Below are 13,056 nucleotides of genomic sequence, written 5' to 3'. Positions count from 1 at the left end.
CGTGGACCGCTCGCCCGAACTTGCCAGCTCCCGCCTCAGCACCTTCTTTGCCAGCGAACGCTGGGGAGTGCTGTCCCGTTCCCTGGCCGCGATCTTCGGTGGCTACGCGCTGGCCTCGATGACCAGCGTGTTCTGTGCCATGGCCCTGCCCGCCGCGCGTGGCCAGGCCGTGCTGACCGGCATGCTGCTGGCCATCGTGGTGGCCGCCTGCGCTGCACTGTGGGCCTTCGCCACCCGCAGTGCGCTGCGCGCCTGGGTCGGCATCCTCTGCCCCACCCTGCTGCTGGCTGCCGCATCGCGCCTGCTGGGGGCCTGGGCATGAAGAACGGATTCCGCCAATCAATGGCCTGGCTGCACACCTGGACCGGCCTGCTGGTCGGCTGGCTGCTGCTGCTGATCTTCATGGCCGGCACCGCCAGCTACTACCGCGAAGAGATCAGCCGCTGGATGCGCCCGGAGCTGCCCAGCGCCAAGGTCAGCACCGACGTGGCCGCGCAGCGCGCGATCGACTTCCTGCAGGACAAGGCCGGCAATGCCGAGATGTGGTACGTGACGCTGCCGCAGCCGCGCAACCCGGCCATGAGCACGTTCTGGCGCGTACCGGCCGACCAGGCCGACCCCTCCAAGGGCCGTCGCGGTGCGTTCGGCGATGCCACCCTGGACCCCAACACCGGCGGCGAACTGAAGGCGCGCGACACCCGTGGCGGTGACTTCTTCTACCGCCTGCATTTCGACCTGCACTACATCCCGGTGTACTGGGCACGCTACCTGGTGGGCTTCTGCGCGATGTTCATGCTGGTGGCGATCATCACCGGTGTCATCACCCACAAGAAAATCTTCAAGGACTTCTTCACCTTCCGCAAGGACAAGGGCCTGCGTTCGTGGCTGGATTTCCACAACGTCAGCGCGGTGATGGCCCTGCCCTACCACGCGATGATCACCTACACCGGCATCGTCACCCTGATGATCATGTACCTGCCGTGGGGCGTGAAAGTGGCCTACCCGCAGGACGAGGACAAGTTCTTTGCCGAGGCCTTCGGTGGCATGCCCGAAGTGAGCGCACCGGCCGAGGGCCGCGCGGCGCCGCTGCCGATTGCGCAGCTGCTGGACAGCGCGCGCGCGCACTGGAAGGGCGTGGAGGTGGCCGGCTTCACCGTGACCAACCCGGGCGCCGCCAACGCGGTCATCGACATCCGGCAGCGCGACGGCAAGCGCCTGTCCACCGACACCCCGGCGCTGCGCTATGACATGGCCAGCGGCGCCCTGCTGGAAGAGAGCCCGCCCTCCGGCGGCGCCACCGCGACCCGCGGCGTGATGTACGGCCTGCACCTGGCCCGCTTCGCCGATTGGGGCCTGCGCGCGTTGTTCTTCCTGTCCGGCCTGACCGGCTGCCTGATGGTGGCCAGCGGCGTGGTGCTGTGGGCGGTGAAGGAACGGCCCAAGCATGCCAAGAGCGGGCGCATCGGTTTCGGCCTGCGCCTGGTGGATGCGCTCAACATCGGTGCCGTGGCCGGCCTGCCGATCGCGTTTGCCGCGTACTTCTGGGGCAACCGCCTGCTGCCGCTGGAGATGGCCGAGCGCTCGAACGCCGAGGCCAACGTGTTCTTCTACGCCTGGGGCGCGGCCCTGCTGGCCGCCTTCCTCTGGCCCAAGCGGATGATGTGGGCGTGGCAGTTGTATATCGGCGCGGCCGCGTTCGCGCTGGTGCCGGTGGTCAATGCCCTGACCACCCACGCGCACCTGGGCGTGACGCTGGTCAACGGTGACTGGGTGCTGGCCGGCTTTGACCTGTCGATGCTGGCCTTCGGCGCAATGCTGGCGATGTGCGGCTGGCGCATGCAGCGCTGGACGCCGCCGCTGAGCGCGGCCGAGAAGAAGAAGCGCGCGGCTGCCGCCGCTGCAGCAGCCAAGCCATCGGCTGCGCCTGCGGCAACCGAAGCGGAGGCCAGCGCATGATGCTGCTGGCCCTGACACTGTCCTTCTCCGCGTTCACCGCGCTGTCGCTGGCGATGGAAAAGCACCAGCAGGACCTGCATGGCAAGGCGGCGGCCACGCCGGCACGGCGCACGCAGTGGCGCGTGCTGGGCTGGGCCCTGCTGACGGTCGCGTTCGCGCTGTGCGTGGTCGACCACGGTTGGGCGATGGGTCCGGTGCTGTGGCTGGGTGCGCTGACCCTGGCCGGCGTGCCGCTGGCGTTCGGCCTGTACCCGTACCGCCCGGCGTGGATCGCACCGCTGGCGGTTGTGCTGCCGGTAGCCGGGCTGGTCGTGGCGTTGCTGTAACCGGGTCGCGGGGTCGGATCCCTTGCGCACGGCGCAAGGGCTCTGACCCCATGCACGATGCCGGCCTACAATTCCCTGCATGGAATCAACTGCGCTGCTGCAACGGATCGCTGGAATCCGCTTCTTTTCCCGCCTGGGCGAGACACTGCCCGCGACTGCGGGGGTTGCGTCCGTTGGGTCATTGGCCGAAGCGCTGCAGACCATGGAGACTGATGACTTCGAGTGGATGCCCAGCGTGTTGGGCGACCCGGATCCGTTCCATGGCGCACTGCCGCGCCCCGCCGAGCTGGCCGAACCCCGCCGCGAACTCAACCGCACCCTGATGCGCGTGCTGTCCGCCTTCGATCTGCCGGCCCTGCGCTGCGGTGCACATGACCTGCATCTGGTTGCGCGCGATACGGCGATGTTCGCCGCGCGGCAGCGATTGCTGGAAGTACACCTCGGCCTGCCGGCGCACTGGGAACCGGTGATCGCGCTGTACGAACAGGGGCATTGGCCGTTGGCCCATGCCCCGGGTCGGTTGCTGGTGTTGTAGGGCCATCCACGCATGGCGTGGATCTACCAGCTCCGCGCACGCCGGGCATGGCCCGGCGCTACCGGTCAGCCCAGCCGCTTCAACTCCCACGCGCGGTGGATGCGGGCGTTGCGCTCGAAGTCCGGGCCGATGGTGCGTGCGGTGATCTCGCGGCACTGGGCGAACTCGGCGATGGCGTTCTCTTCCAGCTTGAAGCGGCGGAAGTTGTTGGAGAAGTACAGCACGCCGCCCGGCGCCAGGCGCGCCACGGCGGCACGCAGCATCTTCAGCTGCTCGCGCTGTACGTCGAAGTCGTCGGCGCGGGCCGAGTTCGAGAACGTCGGCGGATCGCAGAAGATCACGTCGTACTGGCCGCGGTCGCCTTCCAGCCACGCCATCGCATCGGCCTGCACCAGCAGATGCTGGTTGCCGCCCTGCCCGTTCAACGCCAGGTTGTCGTAGCACCACTGCAGGTAGGTGGCCGACAGGTCGACGCTGGTGGTGCTGGCCGCACCGGCCACCGCCGCCTGCACGCTGGCCACGCCGGTGTAGCAGAACAGGTTGAGGAAGCGCTTGCCACGTACCTGCTCGGCCATCATCCGGCGCAACGGGCGGTGGTCGAGGAACAGGCCGGTGTCGAGGTAATCGAACAGGTTCACCTGCAGCAGCGCGTTGTTTTCGCGCACCACGATGAATTCGTCGCGCTGTTCGAAGCGGCCGTACTTGCTGCCGCCCTTGCCGCGCTCGCGCGACTTCATCGAGACCTGCTCCGGCGGCACGCCGAACACTTCACGCGCGGCCGCCAGCAGTTCGTTGCGGCGGCGGCGCACGTCGTTTTCCGGGATCGCGGCCGGCGCGGCGTATTCCTGCACGTGCAGGAAGGTGCGGCGCTGGCCACCGTCTTCTTCATAGACGTCGATGGCCGCCGCATATTCCGGCAGGTCGGCATCGTAGGCGCGGAAGCAGGTGATGTCCTCGCGCGCGCGCCAGCTCTTGAACTTCTTCAGGTTCTTGCGCAGGCGGTTGGCCACCATCTGCGCGCCTTCGCTCAGCTCGCGCGGCTGCGCCGGATCGCGGCCCGGCACGGCGATCGGGTCGCAGACGATCAGCGCGCACTCCAGCGCGCCGTTGAACATCTGGTACTTCTTGCCCGCGCGCAGGCCGGTGGCGAAGGCCAGTTCATCGTTGCCGCACAGCAGGCTGGCGCGCCACTGCGGCACGGCCTTCTGCAGGGCATTGCCCAGCGCGCGGTACAGCGCCGGATCGGCGGCCAGGCGCTCGTCGTACGGCGGGTTGCAGACCACCGCACCGATCTCCTGTTCCGGCGCGGCCAGGTCGGCCACGTCGGCGCTGGTGAAGCGGATGGCGTGGGCCACGCCGGCCACTTCCGCGTTCTCGCGGGCGGCCTGGATCGCGGTCGGGTCGATGTCGCTGCCGTGGATGACCGGCTTCAGCGCGGCAAGGCCAGCGGCTTCGCGATCACGTGCTTCGCTCTGGATCGCCTTCCAGGCGGCCTTGTCGAAGCCCAGCCAGCGGCTCGGCGGCAGGCTGCCGTGGCGCATCAGGCCCGGGGCGACGTCGGCGGCCATCAGCGCGCCTTCGATCAGCAGCGTGCCGCTGCCGCACATCGGGTCCAGCAGGCCACCACCGGCGGCGTGCAGGCGCGGCCACTGCGCGCGCATCAGCAGCGCGGCGGCCAGGTTTTCCTTCAGCGGCGCCTCGTGGGCGGCACCGCGCCAGCCACGGCGGTGCAGCGGGCCACCGCCAAGGTCGATCGACAGCGAGGCACGGCCCTTGCGCAGCGACAGGTTCACGCGCACGTCGGGCAGGTCGGTGTTGACCGAGGGGCGTTCCAGGCCCTCGTCACGCATGCGGTCGACGATGGCGTCCTTGATCCGCTGCGCCGCGAAGCGGGCATGGGTGATCTTGTCGCCGGACACGTGCGCGTCCACCGCCAGGGTCATTTCCGGCTTGATGTGCTCGTGCCACGGCAGGGCACGCACGCCGTCGTACAGGGCCTGCTCGTCCGGGCACTCGAATTCGTCGATCGGCCACAGCACGCGGCTGGCCAGGCGCGACCACATCACGATCCGCAGTGCCTGCTCCAGCTCGCCGTCGGCATTGACGCCGGCAATGGTGGCGGTGGCCTTGCCAAGGCCCAGGGCCGACAGTTCATCGGCAAGCAGGTATTCCAGGCCCTTGGCGCAGGAGACGAAGAATTTCACGGGATCGGTTCGCAGGTGGTCGGGCGCGGCATGGGTGCCGGGCCAGTCGGAAAGGAGGGCCGTAGTCACGGCCGGCAGGCCCGCGCCGGGGGCGGCGGGGCTGCCATTGTAGACAAAGCGGGCGGGCGCGCCGTGCGCCCGGGCTTCACAGCTGGCGCAGCAGGCGCTCGAAGGCCTGCGCGGAGGCCTCCACATGGCGTTCCAGGCGGTGGCCGTCGTCCACCAGCAGCAGCTGTGCCGAGCGCGCCTGCGCCCAGGCGATGACCCCGGCGGCAGGCACCACTTCGTCATGCCAGGCCTGGACCACGGTGGTCGGCACGGCGGCGGCGTCCAGCGCCGGCATCGGGCCCATGGTGGTGGGCGGCACCATCAGGAACAGGCCGGCCACCGGCACCTGCAGCGAGGCGATGCCGGAAATGTAGGCCCCCAGGCTGGACCCGGCGAGCACCACCGGCCCCTGCGCGGCGGCAGCGGCAGCGCGCTCGACCAGCCGCTGCAGGCGGGTGCGCACGTCGCCGACGCGGCTGATCTCGCTCATCGCGTCCAGGTCGGTGTAGTCGGGGCGCTCATGGGTCCAGCCCAGGCGCTGCGCGACTTCGGCCAGTGCGGTGACCTTGGTGGCCTCCGGGCCGCTCTCGAAGCCGTGGGACAGGATGCAGTGGCCGCGGCTCATGCATGCGCTCCCAGGGAGCGGTTCAACGTCGATCGGGAAGGCAGGTTCATCCTGCAATGCTAGCATCGCCGGATGCCCACCCCGCTCCTGCCCGGCCTGCAGCTGCAGCCCCTGCCCTACCACGACCGCCTGCCCCTGCGTGACGCCGACAGCCTGCGGATGGTGGTGATCCACTGCACCGAGCTGCCCGACCTGGCAATGGCCCGCGAATACGGCGAGCGCGTGCTGTACGACAGCGGCGCCGGCAACAGCGGCCACTTCTACATCGACCGCGACGGCAGCGTGGTGCAGTACGTGGCACCGGAGCGCATCGCCCACCACGTGCGCGGCATGAACGCCGATACGGTGGGCATCGAGCTGGTCAACACCGGCCGCTACCCGCACTGGTTCGACAGCCGCCACCAGGCGATGGACGAGCCGTACACGGAGGCGCAGCTGCTGGCGCTGGAGGCGCTGCTGCTGGCGCTGGTGGCGCGCTACCCCTCGCTGCAGCGGATTGCCGGGCACGACCAGCTGGACCTGGAACAGGTGGCGGCCAGTGATGATGCGGCGCTGATGGTGGCGCGCAAGCGGGATCCGGGGCCGTTGTTCCCGTGGGCGCGGGTGCTGGCGAAGGTGCCGTTGCAACCGGTGGGGTGAGGGTTTGCAGGGCTGCGCCCTGCACCTGCCGGATCAACGTCAACGTCAAAAGCTGGCTATCCGTGGGATGGCGGGGTGGGTCCGGTTGAGGGGGACGCCGTAAACCCCCAGGCCGGCCCAGCCGCTGGCGGCTGTGCGTTCGGGCGCTTGCGAAGCAGTGCTTCGCAAGCAAAGCGCCCTCACCCATGGGGGCTTGGTCGCGGCATCCATGCCGCTCACACCCCCTCAACCGGCCCCACCCCGCCTTCGACAGTTTCCTGCGGGCTGTTGGAAACTGCTGCTGATGGTGGGTGCCGACTGATGGTGGGTGCCGACTGATGGTGGGTGCCGACCGTTGGTCGGCACGGCATCGGACCCTCATCCACGCGTGGCGTGGATCTACTGGCATCTATCTATCGGAGCGGCGCTCTGCTCTGGTGGGTGCCGACCGTTGGTCGGCACGGGGTCGATTCAATCGGAGCTTTCAGGCGCCGGTCGCCACCGGGCGGGTGCTGTCGCTGACCCAGCCGCTCCAGGAATCGGCATAGATGCGGGCGCCGCTCAGGCCGGCGCTTTCCATGGCCAGCAGCAGGTGGCAGGCGGTCACGCCCGAACCGCACATCAGCACGACACGCTGCGGGTCCTGGTTGCCGATCACGCCCTGCAGTTCTGCACGCAGTTCCTGCGGGTCGCGCAGGTGGCCGTCGAGAACGTTCAGGGCGAACGGGCGGTTGACCGCGCCGGGAACGTGGCCGGCCACCGGGTCCAGCGGCTCCACTTCGCCACGGAACCGCTCGCCGGCGCGAGCGTCGACCAGCCAGCCGGGGGCGTGCTTGAGGCGCGCGGCGATCTCGTCGGCGGAGGCCACCTGGGTGGTGTCGAAACGGCCCGGATATGGCGGCTGCGCGGGCACCTCGCTGTGGCCGGTGGCCAGTGCATGGCCGGCGGTCTGCCAGGCGGCGATGCCGCCGTCGAGCACGGCCACGCGGGTGTGGCCGATCAGGCGCAGCAGCCACCACAGGCGTGCGGCGGCCATGCTGCCGTCGCTGCCGTCGTAGACCACCACCTGCGTGTCCTGGCCGATGCCCCACTGGCCCACGCGCGCGGCAAACGCGTCACTGTCGGGCAGCGGATGGCGGCCATGGCCGCTGCGGCGCAGGTCGGAAAGATCCTGGTTGAGATCGGCATGTACCGCGCCCGGGATATGCCCGGCTGCGTACTGCCCTGCCCCGGCCTGCGGATCGGCCAGGGCCGCGCGGGCATCCACCACGCGCACGGCCGTGCTGGCGGTGGCGCGCGCATCAACCACGCGCACGCCTTCGCCCAGGGCGGCGGCCAGCGTGGCGACATCGACCAGGGTGGTCCACGGCGGATTGATCGGCTTCATTGCACTTGCTCCAGGCGGCGACGCAGGTTGTAGAGGATGGCCGCGGTGGCGCCCCAGATGCGCTGGCCAGGCCAGCCGTATTCCAGGACATGGCGCACGCGGCCGCGATGGTTGATTTCGACCTGGCGCAGGTTGTCAGCGGCCATCAGGTAATCCAGCGGCACCTCGAACACTTCGGCCACTTCACTGGGCTGCGGCACCGGCACGAAATCCGGATCGACCACCGCCACCACCGGGGTTACCCGGTAGCCGGTGATGGTGACGAAAGGATCGAGATAGCCCAGCGCCTGCACCTGGCCCGGTGCCAGCGCGATTTCTTCCTGGCTCTCGCGCAGTGCGGCGGCGAGCGCGTCGCGGTCGTCGGGTTCGGTGCGGCCGCCGGGAAAGCCGACCTGGCCACCGTGGGTGCGCAGGGTTTCGGTGCGGCGGGTGAGGATGACCTGGGCGCCACCGGCACGCGGCACGATACCGGCCAGCACGGCGGCTTCCACCGGCGGGCCGGGCGGCAGCAGGTCACTCAGTTCGCTGCGGTTCCAGCCGTCGCCCTGCGGCGGTTCGGCCAGCGGATGCAGCGCGCGCAGCAGGCGCTCATGGTCGGCCAGTGAGCCACGCAGCGATTGCTGCAGTTGTTCGCGCAGGGGTTGCACGCGGTGCAGGATGCGGCTGCGTTCGCGATCGCTCATCGACGACCACCCTGCGATTTCATCGATATGCCGCCCGCACCCGGCGCACAGCCGGTTGTGATCCAGCTTGCACACGCCAATGCAGGGGCTTGCAACAACACGCGCCGGTTCTTCCGAAGTTTGCACCCTGCAACAGTAGCGCGAATGGCTGCGGTTGGGGACGATCACGACACGCGGATGGGCGGTAGAGTCGACTGTCAGTCGACGATCGCGCGCAGCGCGGTAAGAGCAGTCGACCAACGGTCGACTCTACCGGGTTGGCGCACGCGTCCCGCAGCGGAAACAGAAACGCGCCGGTGGAAGCCACCGGCGCGTTGTCTGCACTGCTTCGCTTTTTACTTGACGCTGACCAGCTTGACTTCGAACTGCACCGCCACGTTCGGCGGGAAGCCGGTACGCGGGTCGGCACCGTAAGCCTGGTCCGGCGGCAGGGTGATTTCCCACTTCGAGCCAGCCGGCATCTGCAGCAGGGTCTCGCGCATGGCCTTCATCTCGACTTCGCTGACCTTGATCGACGGAATCTGCTGGGCCGGGCGGGCTTCAGCCGGGCGCTGGCCGAACGGATACGGACCGGCCACTTCCAGCTGCACGGTGTTGGCCTGGGTCGGCTTGGCACCCTTGCCGGCTTCGATCACGCGGTACTGCACGCCGCTCGGCAGGGACTGCACGCCCGCCTTGGACTTGTTGGCCGCAATAAACTGGTCGCTCTTGGTCTTGTTTTCGGCAGCAGCCTTTTCGTACTCGGCCTTGGCGGCCTGGGCACGGCCCTGCTCGCGCTTCTGGAACGCTTCAACGGCCGGCTTCAGCTGATCGGCGGTGATCGCCGGCTGCTTCTTGGCGTAGGCGTCCTGCAGGCCCTTCACCACCGAGTTGATGTCCAGCTGCTCACCACGGGCGGTCAGCTCAGCCAGGTTGTTGCCGTAGTCGTAACCGAAGTAGTAGCTCAGCTTGCCCTTTTCGGACGAGACGTCCTGGGCGAAGGCATTGCCCGTCAGGGCCAGGGCCGCGACGGCGACCGCGATAGAACGCAACTTCATCAAACAGTTCTCCAGGGGTGGTAACTCAGGGACGTTCTGCGCCGCCCTGAGGCGACGGGTTAGGATACCGGCCACAACGTGTAACCGCTACTGACCACGCAGGCTTTGACCCGCCTGCGTTTCAAGAGTTCAATCTCACTTTTTTTTAACGTTCCAGGAGCTTTCCGTGGCCTCAGCCCCCGCCGACCACCCCGTCGCCGTGACCGATGACGGTGCCATCCGCACCCTCACCGTGCAGCGCCCGGAAAAGCTCAATGCCCTCAACGCGGCCACCCTGCAGGCCCTGGCCGAGGCGTTCAGCGCCGCGGCGGCCGACCCGGACGTCCGCGTGGTGGTGTTGACCGGCGCCGGCCCCAAGGCCTTCGTGGCCGGCGCCGACATCGCCGAAATGAACACCCTCAGCGCGGTTCAGGGACGTGATTTTTCCCTGCTGGGCCAGGCCCTGATGCGGCAGATCGAGCGCATGCCCAAGCCGGTCATAGCCCGCGTCAACGGTTTCGCCCTGGGCGGCGGGCTGGAGCTGGCCATGGCCTGCCACCTGCGCATCGCGGCCGATACCGTCAAGGTCGGCCAACCGGAGATCAACCTGGGGCTGATCCCGGGCTTCGGCGGCAGCCAGCGCCTGCTGCGCCTGTGCGGCCGCGCGGCCACCCTGGAACTGTGCCTGCTGGGCGCGCCAATCGACGCCGGGCGCGCCCTCGCGCTGGGCATCGTCAACCAGGTGGTGCCGGCAGCCGAACTGGACAACCGCGTGCAGGACGTCGCCAGGCAGCTGGCCCGCTCTGCACCGCTGGCCCTGCGTGGCCTGCTGGACGCCGTGCACGTGGGCGGCGAATGCAGCCTGGAAGCGGGCCTGGAGTACGAAAGCGCGCAGTTCGGCCTGCTGTTCGCCACCGAAGACATGCGCGAAGGCACCAGCGCGTTCCTGCAGCGTCGCCCGCCGGCCTTCCAGAACCGCTGACCCCATGGCATCCCGACCCAACCCCGCGCAGCTGTTTGCCCGGGTCCAGGCAGACGATCTCGATGGCGCCCTGCAGGCCGGCCTGATGGACTACGTCGCCGGCGAGGCCGACGCACGCCTGGTACCCGGCCACCCGGAACTTCCGCAGCGCCTGCTGCAGGTACAGCACGACCTGCAGAACGCCTGGGCCGCGCGTGAGCGCTATCGTGCGCGCGCCGTGCGCCTGGCGCGCCGCGAAGCCGAACGTGATGCACGTCGCACACCAGCCCCGGCACCGGATGTGAAACCTGCGCTGCCCGCTGCGGCGGCCGCGATCCTCGCCCGGGCCAAGGCCCGCGCCGCAGGCAAGGAACAGTAATGGCCACTGCAAAGAAGACCACGCGCACACCCGCGCGTCGTGGCGGCGTGATGCCGCGCGCGGACGTGGTGGAAATGTTCACCCGCCTGCGCGAACTCAACCCGCACCCGAAGACGGAACTGGAATACAGCTCGCCGTTCGAGCTGCTGGTGGCCGTGGCACTGTCGGCGCAGGCCACGGACGTGGGCGTCAACAAAGCGACGCGGCGGCTGTTCCCGGTGGCCAATACACCGGCCAAGATCCTCGCGCTCGGCGAGGACGGCCTGAAGAAATACATCGCCACCATCGGCCTGTTCAACGCGAAGGCGAAGAACGTGATCGCCACGTGCGCGATCCTGCTGGAGAAGTACGACGGCGAAGTGCCGCGCGATCGCGAAGCGCTGGAAGCCCTGCCCGGGGTCGGCCGCAAGACGGCCAACGTGGTGCTCAACACCGCGTTCGGCGAACCGGTGATGGCAGTCGATACGCACATCTTCCGCGTGGCCAACCGCACCGGGCTGGCGCCGGGCAAAAACGTGCGCGAAGTGGAGGACCGCCTGGTCAAGGCGATCCCGGCCGGGTTCCTGCTCGATGCGCATCACTGGCTGATCCTGCACGGGCGTTACGTGTGCAAGGCGCGCAAGCCGGATTGCCCGGGGTGCGTGATTGCCGACCTGTGCCGGTTCAAGGAAAAGACCGCCGCGTAGGGCGCACGACAGGCATCCACGCGTGGCGTGGATCTACTGCAATCCGTGCGCAACCGCAGCGTCACATGCAAGCGTTTACATCGTCAGCCCCTGACGCGACGGGGCCTGCGGCGGATGCCTGCCGCGCGCGAACTGTCACATTTACGCAATCTTTACCTTTTAGCCTGCGCGCATCTTCCCACCTGCCTGCAAGGCTCCTCTCCATGAAACTGCATCACCAACTCCTGACGGTGGCCGTGGCTGCTGCGCTGTACGTGCCGGCTGCTCACGCTGAAGTCGCCATCGATGTGATCGGCGGTTCGGAAATCACCTTCGAAGGCCTGGTCCAGGCCGACGGCAACTGGTTCGACAATGACGTCGTGGACCTCAACGGCGGTGACGCCGGCAATGGCAAGGACAGCGAATTCGAACTGCGTCGCGCCGAGCTGGTGCTGAAGGGTAAGGGCCCGGGCAACGTGGAGTGGGTGGTCGGCTATGACGCCAAGGCCGACAAGTTCCTCGACACCAACGTGAAGTACAAGCTGCTGGGCAACGCCAACCACTTCATCCAGGCCGGCCAGTTCAAGCAGCCCAACAGCCTGGAAGAGCTGTCCAGCACCAAGAACAACGACTTCATCTCCAAGGCCGCGGTCACCAACACCTACGCGGTCGCCCGCCGCCTCGGTGGCGCCTACAGCTACGGCCAGGACAACTGGTCGGTCACCGCCAGCGCGTTCGGCCGCGAACTGACCCGCAACCTGGCCCACGGCAGCGGCTACGGCGCACGCGGCACCTTCGCCCCGATCAACGAGAAGGGCCAGGTCCTGCACTTCGGCCTGAGCTACGTCGACTACGACGCCGACGCCGACACCCTGCGCGTGCGTGCCCGCCCGAACGCCGACCTGGCCACCGCCCGCCTGGTCGACAGCGGCAACCTGACCGACACCGACCGCGTCAGCACCCTCGGCGCTGAAGCCATGTACTTCCAGGGCCCGTTCAAGGCCCAGGCCGAGTACTACAGCAGCAAGGCCAAGCGCTACGACCACGACAACTACACCAGCGATGGCTACTACGTCAGCGGCGTGTGGAACGTGACGGGCGAAACCTGGAGCTACAAGGGCGGCACCCCGGGCACCGGCCTGCCGAACAATCCGGCCGGCGGCCAGTGGCAGCTGGGCGTGCGTTACGACCACATGGACCTGAACGACGGCAACCTGGCGGCCAACCCGGTCGCTGGTCGTCCGCCGATCGTCGATGGCGTGCTGGGCGGCAAGATGGACATCTGGACCGTCGGCGCCAACTGGTACTGGCGTTCGAACTTCAAGTTCATGGTCAACTACGTGATGGTGGACAGCAAGAAGTACAGCTCCACCGCCCGCGGCTTCGTCAACGACGATCCGAACATCCTGGAAGCCCGCGCGCAGTTCTTCTGGTAAGACCTGAAGCACGCGTTGCAACGAAGGCACGGCTCCGGCCGTGCCTTCGTCGTTGTGCGGCCCGCCGCCCTACCACCCGAGCGGCGACGCCTGCGCAGCACCGGCGCCCGGGCAGTGCCCCCGGCTGCCGCCAGGCTCCCTTTCCGACCGTGTCCCGAAGGGCCTGCAGGCTCTCTGGCGCGGGTTCCGAGACATTCATGACGGCTGTCACGGTTGC

At 68.5% G+C, this 13,056-nt stretch carries 14 protein-coding genes; 9 read left to right on the top strand and 5 right to left on the bottom strand.

The features are described from left to right. Position 1 precedes the first annotated feature (1 nt). From C1927_RS07420 to C1927_RS07405, 4 genes are all read left to right on the top strand, one after another. On the top strand, positions 2-322 hold the full coding sequence (locus tag C1927_RS07420) for a DUF3649 domain-containing protein (protein WP_079221308.1): 321 nt from the start codon (positions 2-4) through the stop codon (positions 320-322). Continuing rightward, positions 319-1,956: a PepSY-associated TM helix domain-containing protein gene (locus C1927_RS07415; protein WP_079221307.1), complete on the top strand. Its 1,638-nt coding sequence runs from the start codon at positions 319-321 to the stop codon at positions 1,954-1,956. The genes C1927_RS07420 and C1927_RS07415 overlap by 4 nt, the downstream gene beginning before the upstream one ends. Then, complete coding sequence (locus C1927_RS07410) at positions 1,953-2,282, top strand: DUF3325 domain-containing protein (protein ID WP_079221306.1); 330 nt, start codon at positions 1,953-1,955, stop codon at positions 2,280-2,282. The genes C1927_RS07415 and C1927_RS07410 overlap by 4 nt, the downstream gene beginning before the upstream one ends. A 202-nt stretch (positions 2,283-2,484) precedes the next feature. Continuing rightward, positions 2,485-2,817, top strand: a complete 333-nt coding sequence (locus C1927_RS07405; RefSeq protein WP_254051548.1) for a hypothetical protein — start codon at positions 2,485-2,487, stop codon at positions 2,815-2,817. A 65-nt stretch (positions 2,818-2,882) separates the two neighbouring features. On the opposite strand, the gene rlmKL is transcribed toward C1927_RS07405, so the two are convergent. After that, positions 2,883-5,021 (bottom strand): bifunctional 23S rRNA (guanine(2069)-N(7))-methyltransferase RlmK/23S rRNA (guanine(2445)-N(2))-methyltransferase RlmL, encoded by a 2,139-nt coding sequence (rlmKL, locus tag C1927_RS07400; RefSeq protein ID WP_108746317.1) that lies wholly within the window; start codon positions 5,019-5,021, stop codon positions 2,883-2,885. A gap of 145 nt (positions 5,022-5,166) precedes the next feature. Further along, positions 5,167-5,694 (bottom strand): hypothetical protein, encoded by a 528-nt coding sequence (locus tag C1927_RS07395; protein ID WP_079221303.1) that lies wholly within the window; start codon positions 5,692-5,694, stop codon positions 5,167-5,169. Positions 5,695-5,766: 72 nt separating this feature from the next. On the opposite strand from C1927_RS07395, the gene C1927_RS07390 reads away from it, so the two are divergent. Then, the gene (locus C1927_RS07390; protein ID WP_079221302.1) at positions 5,767-6,333 is read left to right on the top strand and encodes an N-acetylmuramoyl-L-alanine amidase; all 567 of its coding nucleotides are present in this window, start codon (positions 5,767-5,769) and stop codon (positions 6,331-6,333) included. A gap of 463 nt (positions 6,334-6,796) precedes the next feature. Here the strand turns inward: C1927_RS07390 and C1927_RS07385 are convergent, their stop codons facing one another. The 3 genes from C1927_RS07385 to C1927_RS07375 form a co-directional block, all read right to left on the bottom strand. Next, positions 6,797-7,699 carry a sulfurtransferase gene (locus C1927_RS07385; RefSeq protein WP_079221301.1) on the bottom strand — a complete coding sequence of 301 codons (903 nt, stop codon included), beginning with the start codon at positions 7,697-7,699 and terminating at the stop codon, positions 6,797-6,799. Beyond that, a complete protein-coding gene (locus C1927_RS07380; protein ID WP_079225168.1) occupies positions 7,696-8,508 on the bottom strand; it encodes a CoA pyrophosphatase in 813 nt (270 codons plus the stop codon). The genes C1927_RS07385 and C1927_RS07380 overlap by 4 nt, the downstream gene beginning before the upstream one ends. A gap of 209 nt (positions 8,509-8,717) precedes the next feature. Beyond that, positions 8,718-9,419, bottom strand: a complete 702-nt coding sequence (locus tag C1927_RS07375) for an FKBP-type peptidyl-prolyl cis-trans isomerase N-terminal domain-containing protein (protein ID WP_079221300.1) — start codon at positions 9,417-9,419, stop codon at positions 8,718-8,720. A gap of 166 nt (positions 9,420-9,585) precedes the next feature. Here C1927_RS07375 and C1927_RS07370 point away from each other — a divergent pair, with 166 nt between their 5' ends. The 4 genes from C1927_RS07370 to C1927_RS07355 all read left to right on the top strand — a co-directional run bounded on the left by C1927_RS07370 (position 9,586) and on the right by C1927_RS07355 (position 12,839). Continuing rightward, positions 9,586-10,380, top strand: coding sequence for an enoyl-CoA hydratase-related protein (locus C1927_RS07370; protein WP_079221299.1), 795 nt, complete (start codon positions 9,586-9,588; stop codon positions 10,378-10,380). A gap of 4 nt (positions 10,381-10,384) precedes the next feature. Next, on the top strand, positions 10,385-10,738 hold the full coding sequence (locus C1927_RS07365) for a hypothetical protein (protein ID WP_079221298.1): 354 nt from the start codon (positions 10,385-10,387) through the stop codon (positions 10,736-10,738). Beyond that, a complete protein-coding gene (gene nth, locus C1927_RS07360; protein WP_079221297.1) occupies positions 10,738-11,424 on the top strand; it encodes an endonuclease III in 687 nt (228 codons plus the stop codon). The genes C1927_RS07365 and nth overlap by 1 nt, the downstream gene beginning before the upstream one ends. Positions 11,425-11,627: 203 nt before the next feature. Then, positions 11,628-12,839 (top strand): OprO/OprP family phosphate-selective porin, encoded by a 1,212-nt coding sequence (locus tag C1927_RS07355; protein ID WP_079221296.1) that lies wholly within the window; start codon positions 11,628-11,630, stop codon positions 12,837-12,839. Positions 12,840-13,056 lie beyond the last annotated feature (217 nt).

Source organism: Stenotrophomonas sp. ZAC14D1_NAIMI4_1 (genome assembly GCF_003086775.1).
Lineage (GTDB): Bacteria > Pseudomonadota > Gammaproteobacteria > Xanthomonadales > Xanthomonadaceae > Stenotrophomonas.
Note: the sequence above shows the minus strand (reverse complement) of the source record. Positions and strands in the feature narration are given on the sequence as shown.

What these genes read in the sequence shown, in the direction of transcription:
- C1927_RS07390 (WP_079221302.1), top strand. Translation starts at nt 5,767, where the DNA reads ATGCCCACCCCGCTCCTGCCCGGCCTGCAGCTGCAGCCCCTGCCCTAC.
- C1927_RS07355 (WP_079221296.1), top strand. Translation starts at nt 11,628, where the DNA reads ATGAAACTGCATCACCAACTCCTGACGGTGGCCGTGGCTGCTGCGCTG.
- C1927_RS07385 (WP_079221301.1), bottom strand. Translation starts at nt 7,699, where the DNA reads ATGAAGCCGATCAATCCGCCGTGGACCACCCTGGTCGATGTCGCCACG.
- C1927_RS07410 (WP_079221306.1), top strand. Translation starts at nt 1,953, where the DNA reads ATGATGCTGCTGGCCCTGACACTGTCCTTCTCCGCGTTCACCGCGCTG.
- C1927_RS07415 (WP_079221307.1), top strand. Translation starts at nt 319, where the DNA reads ATGAAGAACGGATTCCGCCAATCAATGGCCTGGCTGCACACCTGGACC.
- C1927_RS07375 (WP_079221300.1), bottom strand. Translation starts at nt 9,419, where the DNA reads ATGAAGTTGCGTTCTATCGCGGTCGCCGTCGCGGCCCTGGCCCTGACG.
- C1927_RS07395 (WP_079221303.1), bottom strand. Translation starts at nt 5,694, where the DNA reads ATGAGCCGCGGCCACTGCATCCTGTCCCACGGCTTCGAGAGCGGCCCG.
- C1927_RS07405 (WP_254051548.1), top strand. Translation starts at nt 2,485, where the DNA reads ATGGAGACTGATGACTTCGAGTGGATGCCCAGCGTGTTGGGCGACCCG.
- C1927_RS07365 (WP_079221298.1), top strand. Translation starts at nt 10,385, where the DNA reads ATGGCATCCCGACCCAACCCCGCGCAGCTGTTTGCCCGGGTCCAGGCA.
- nth (WP_079221297.1), top strand. Translation starts at nt 10,738, where the DNA reads ATGGCCACTGCAAAGAAGACCACGCGCACACCCGCGCGTCGTGGCGGC.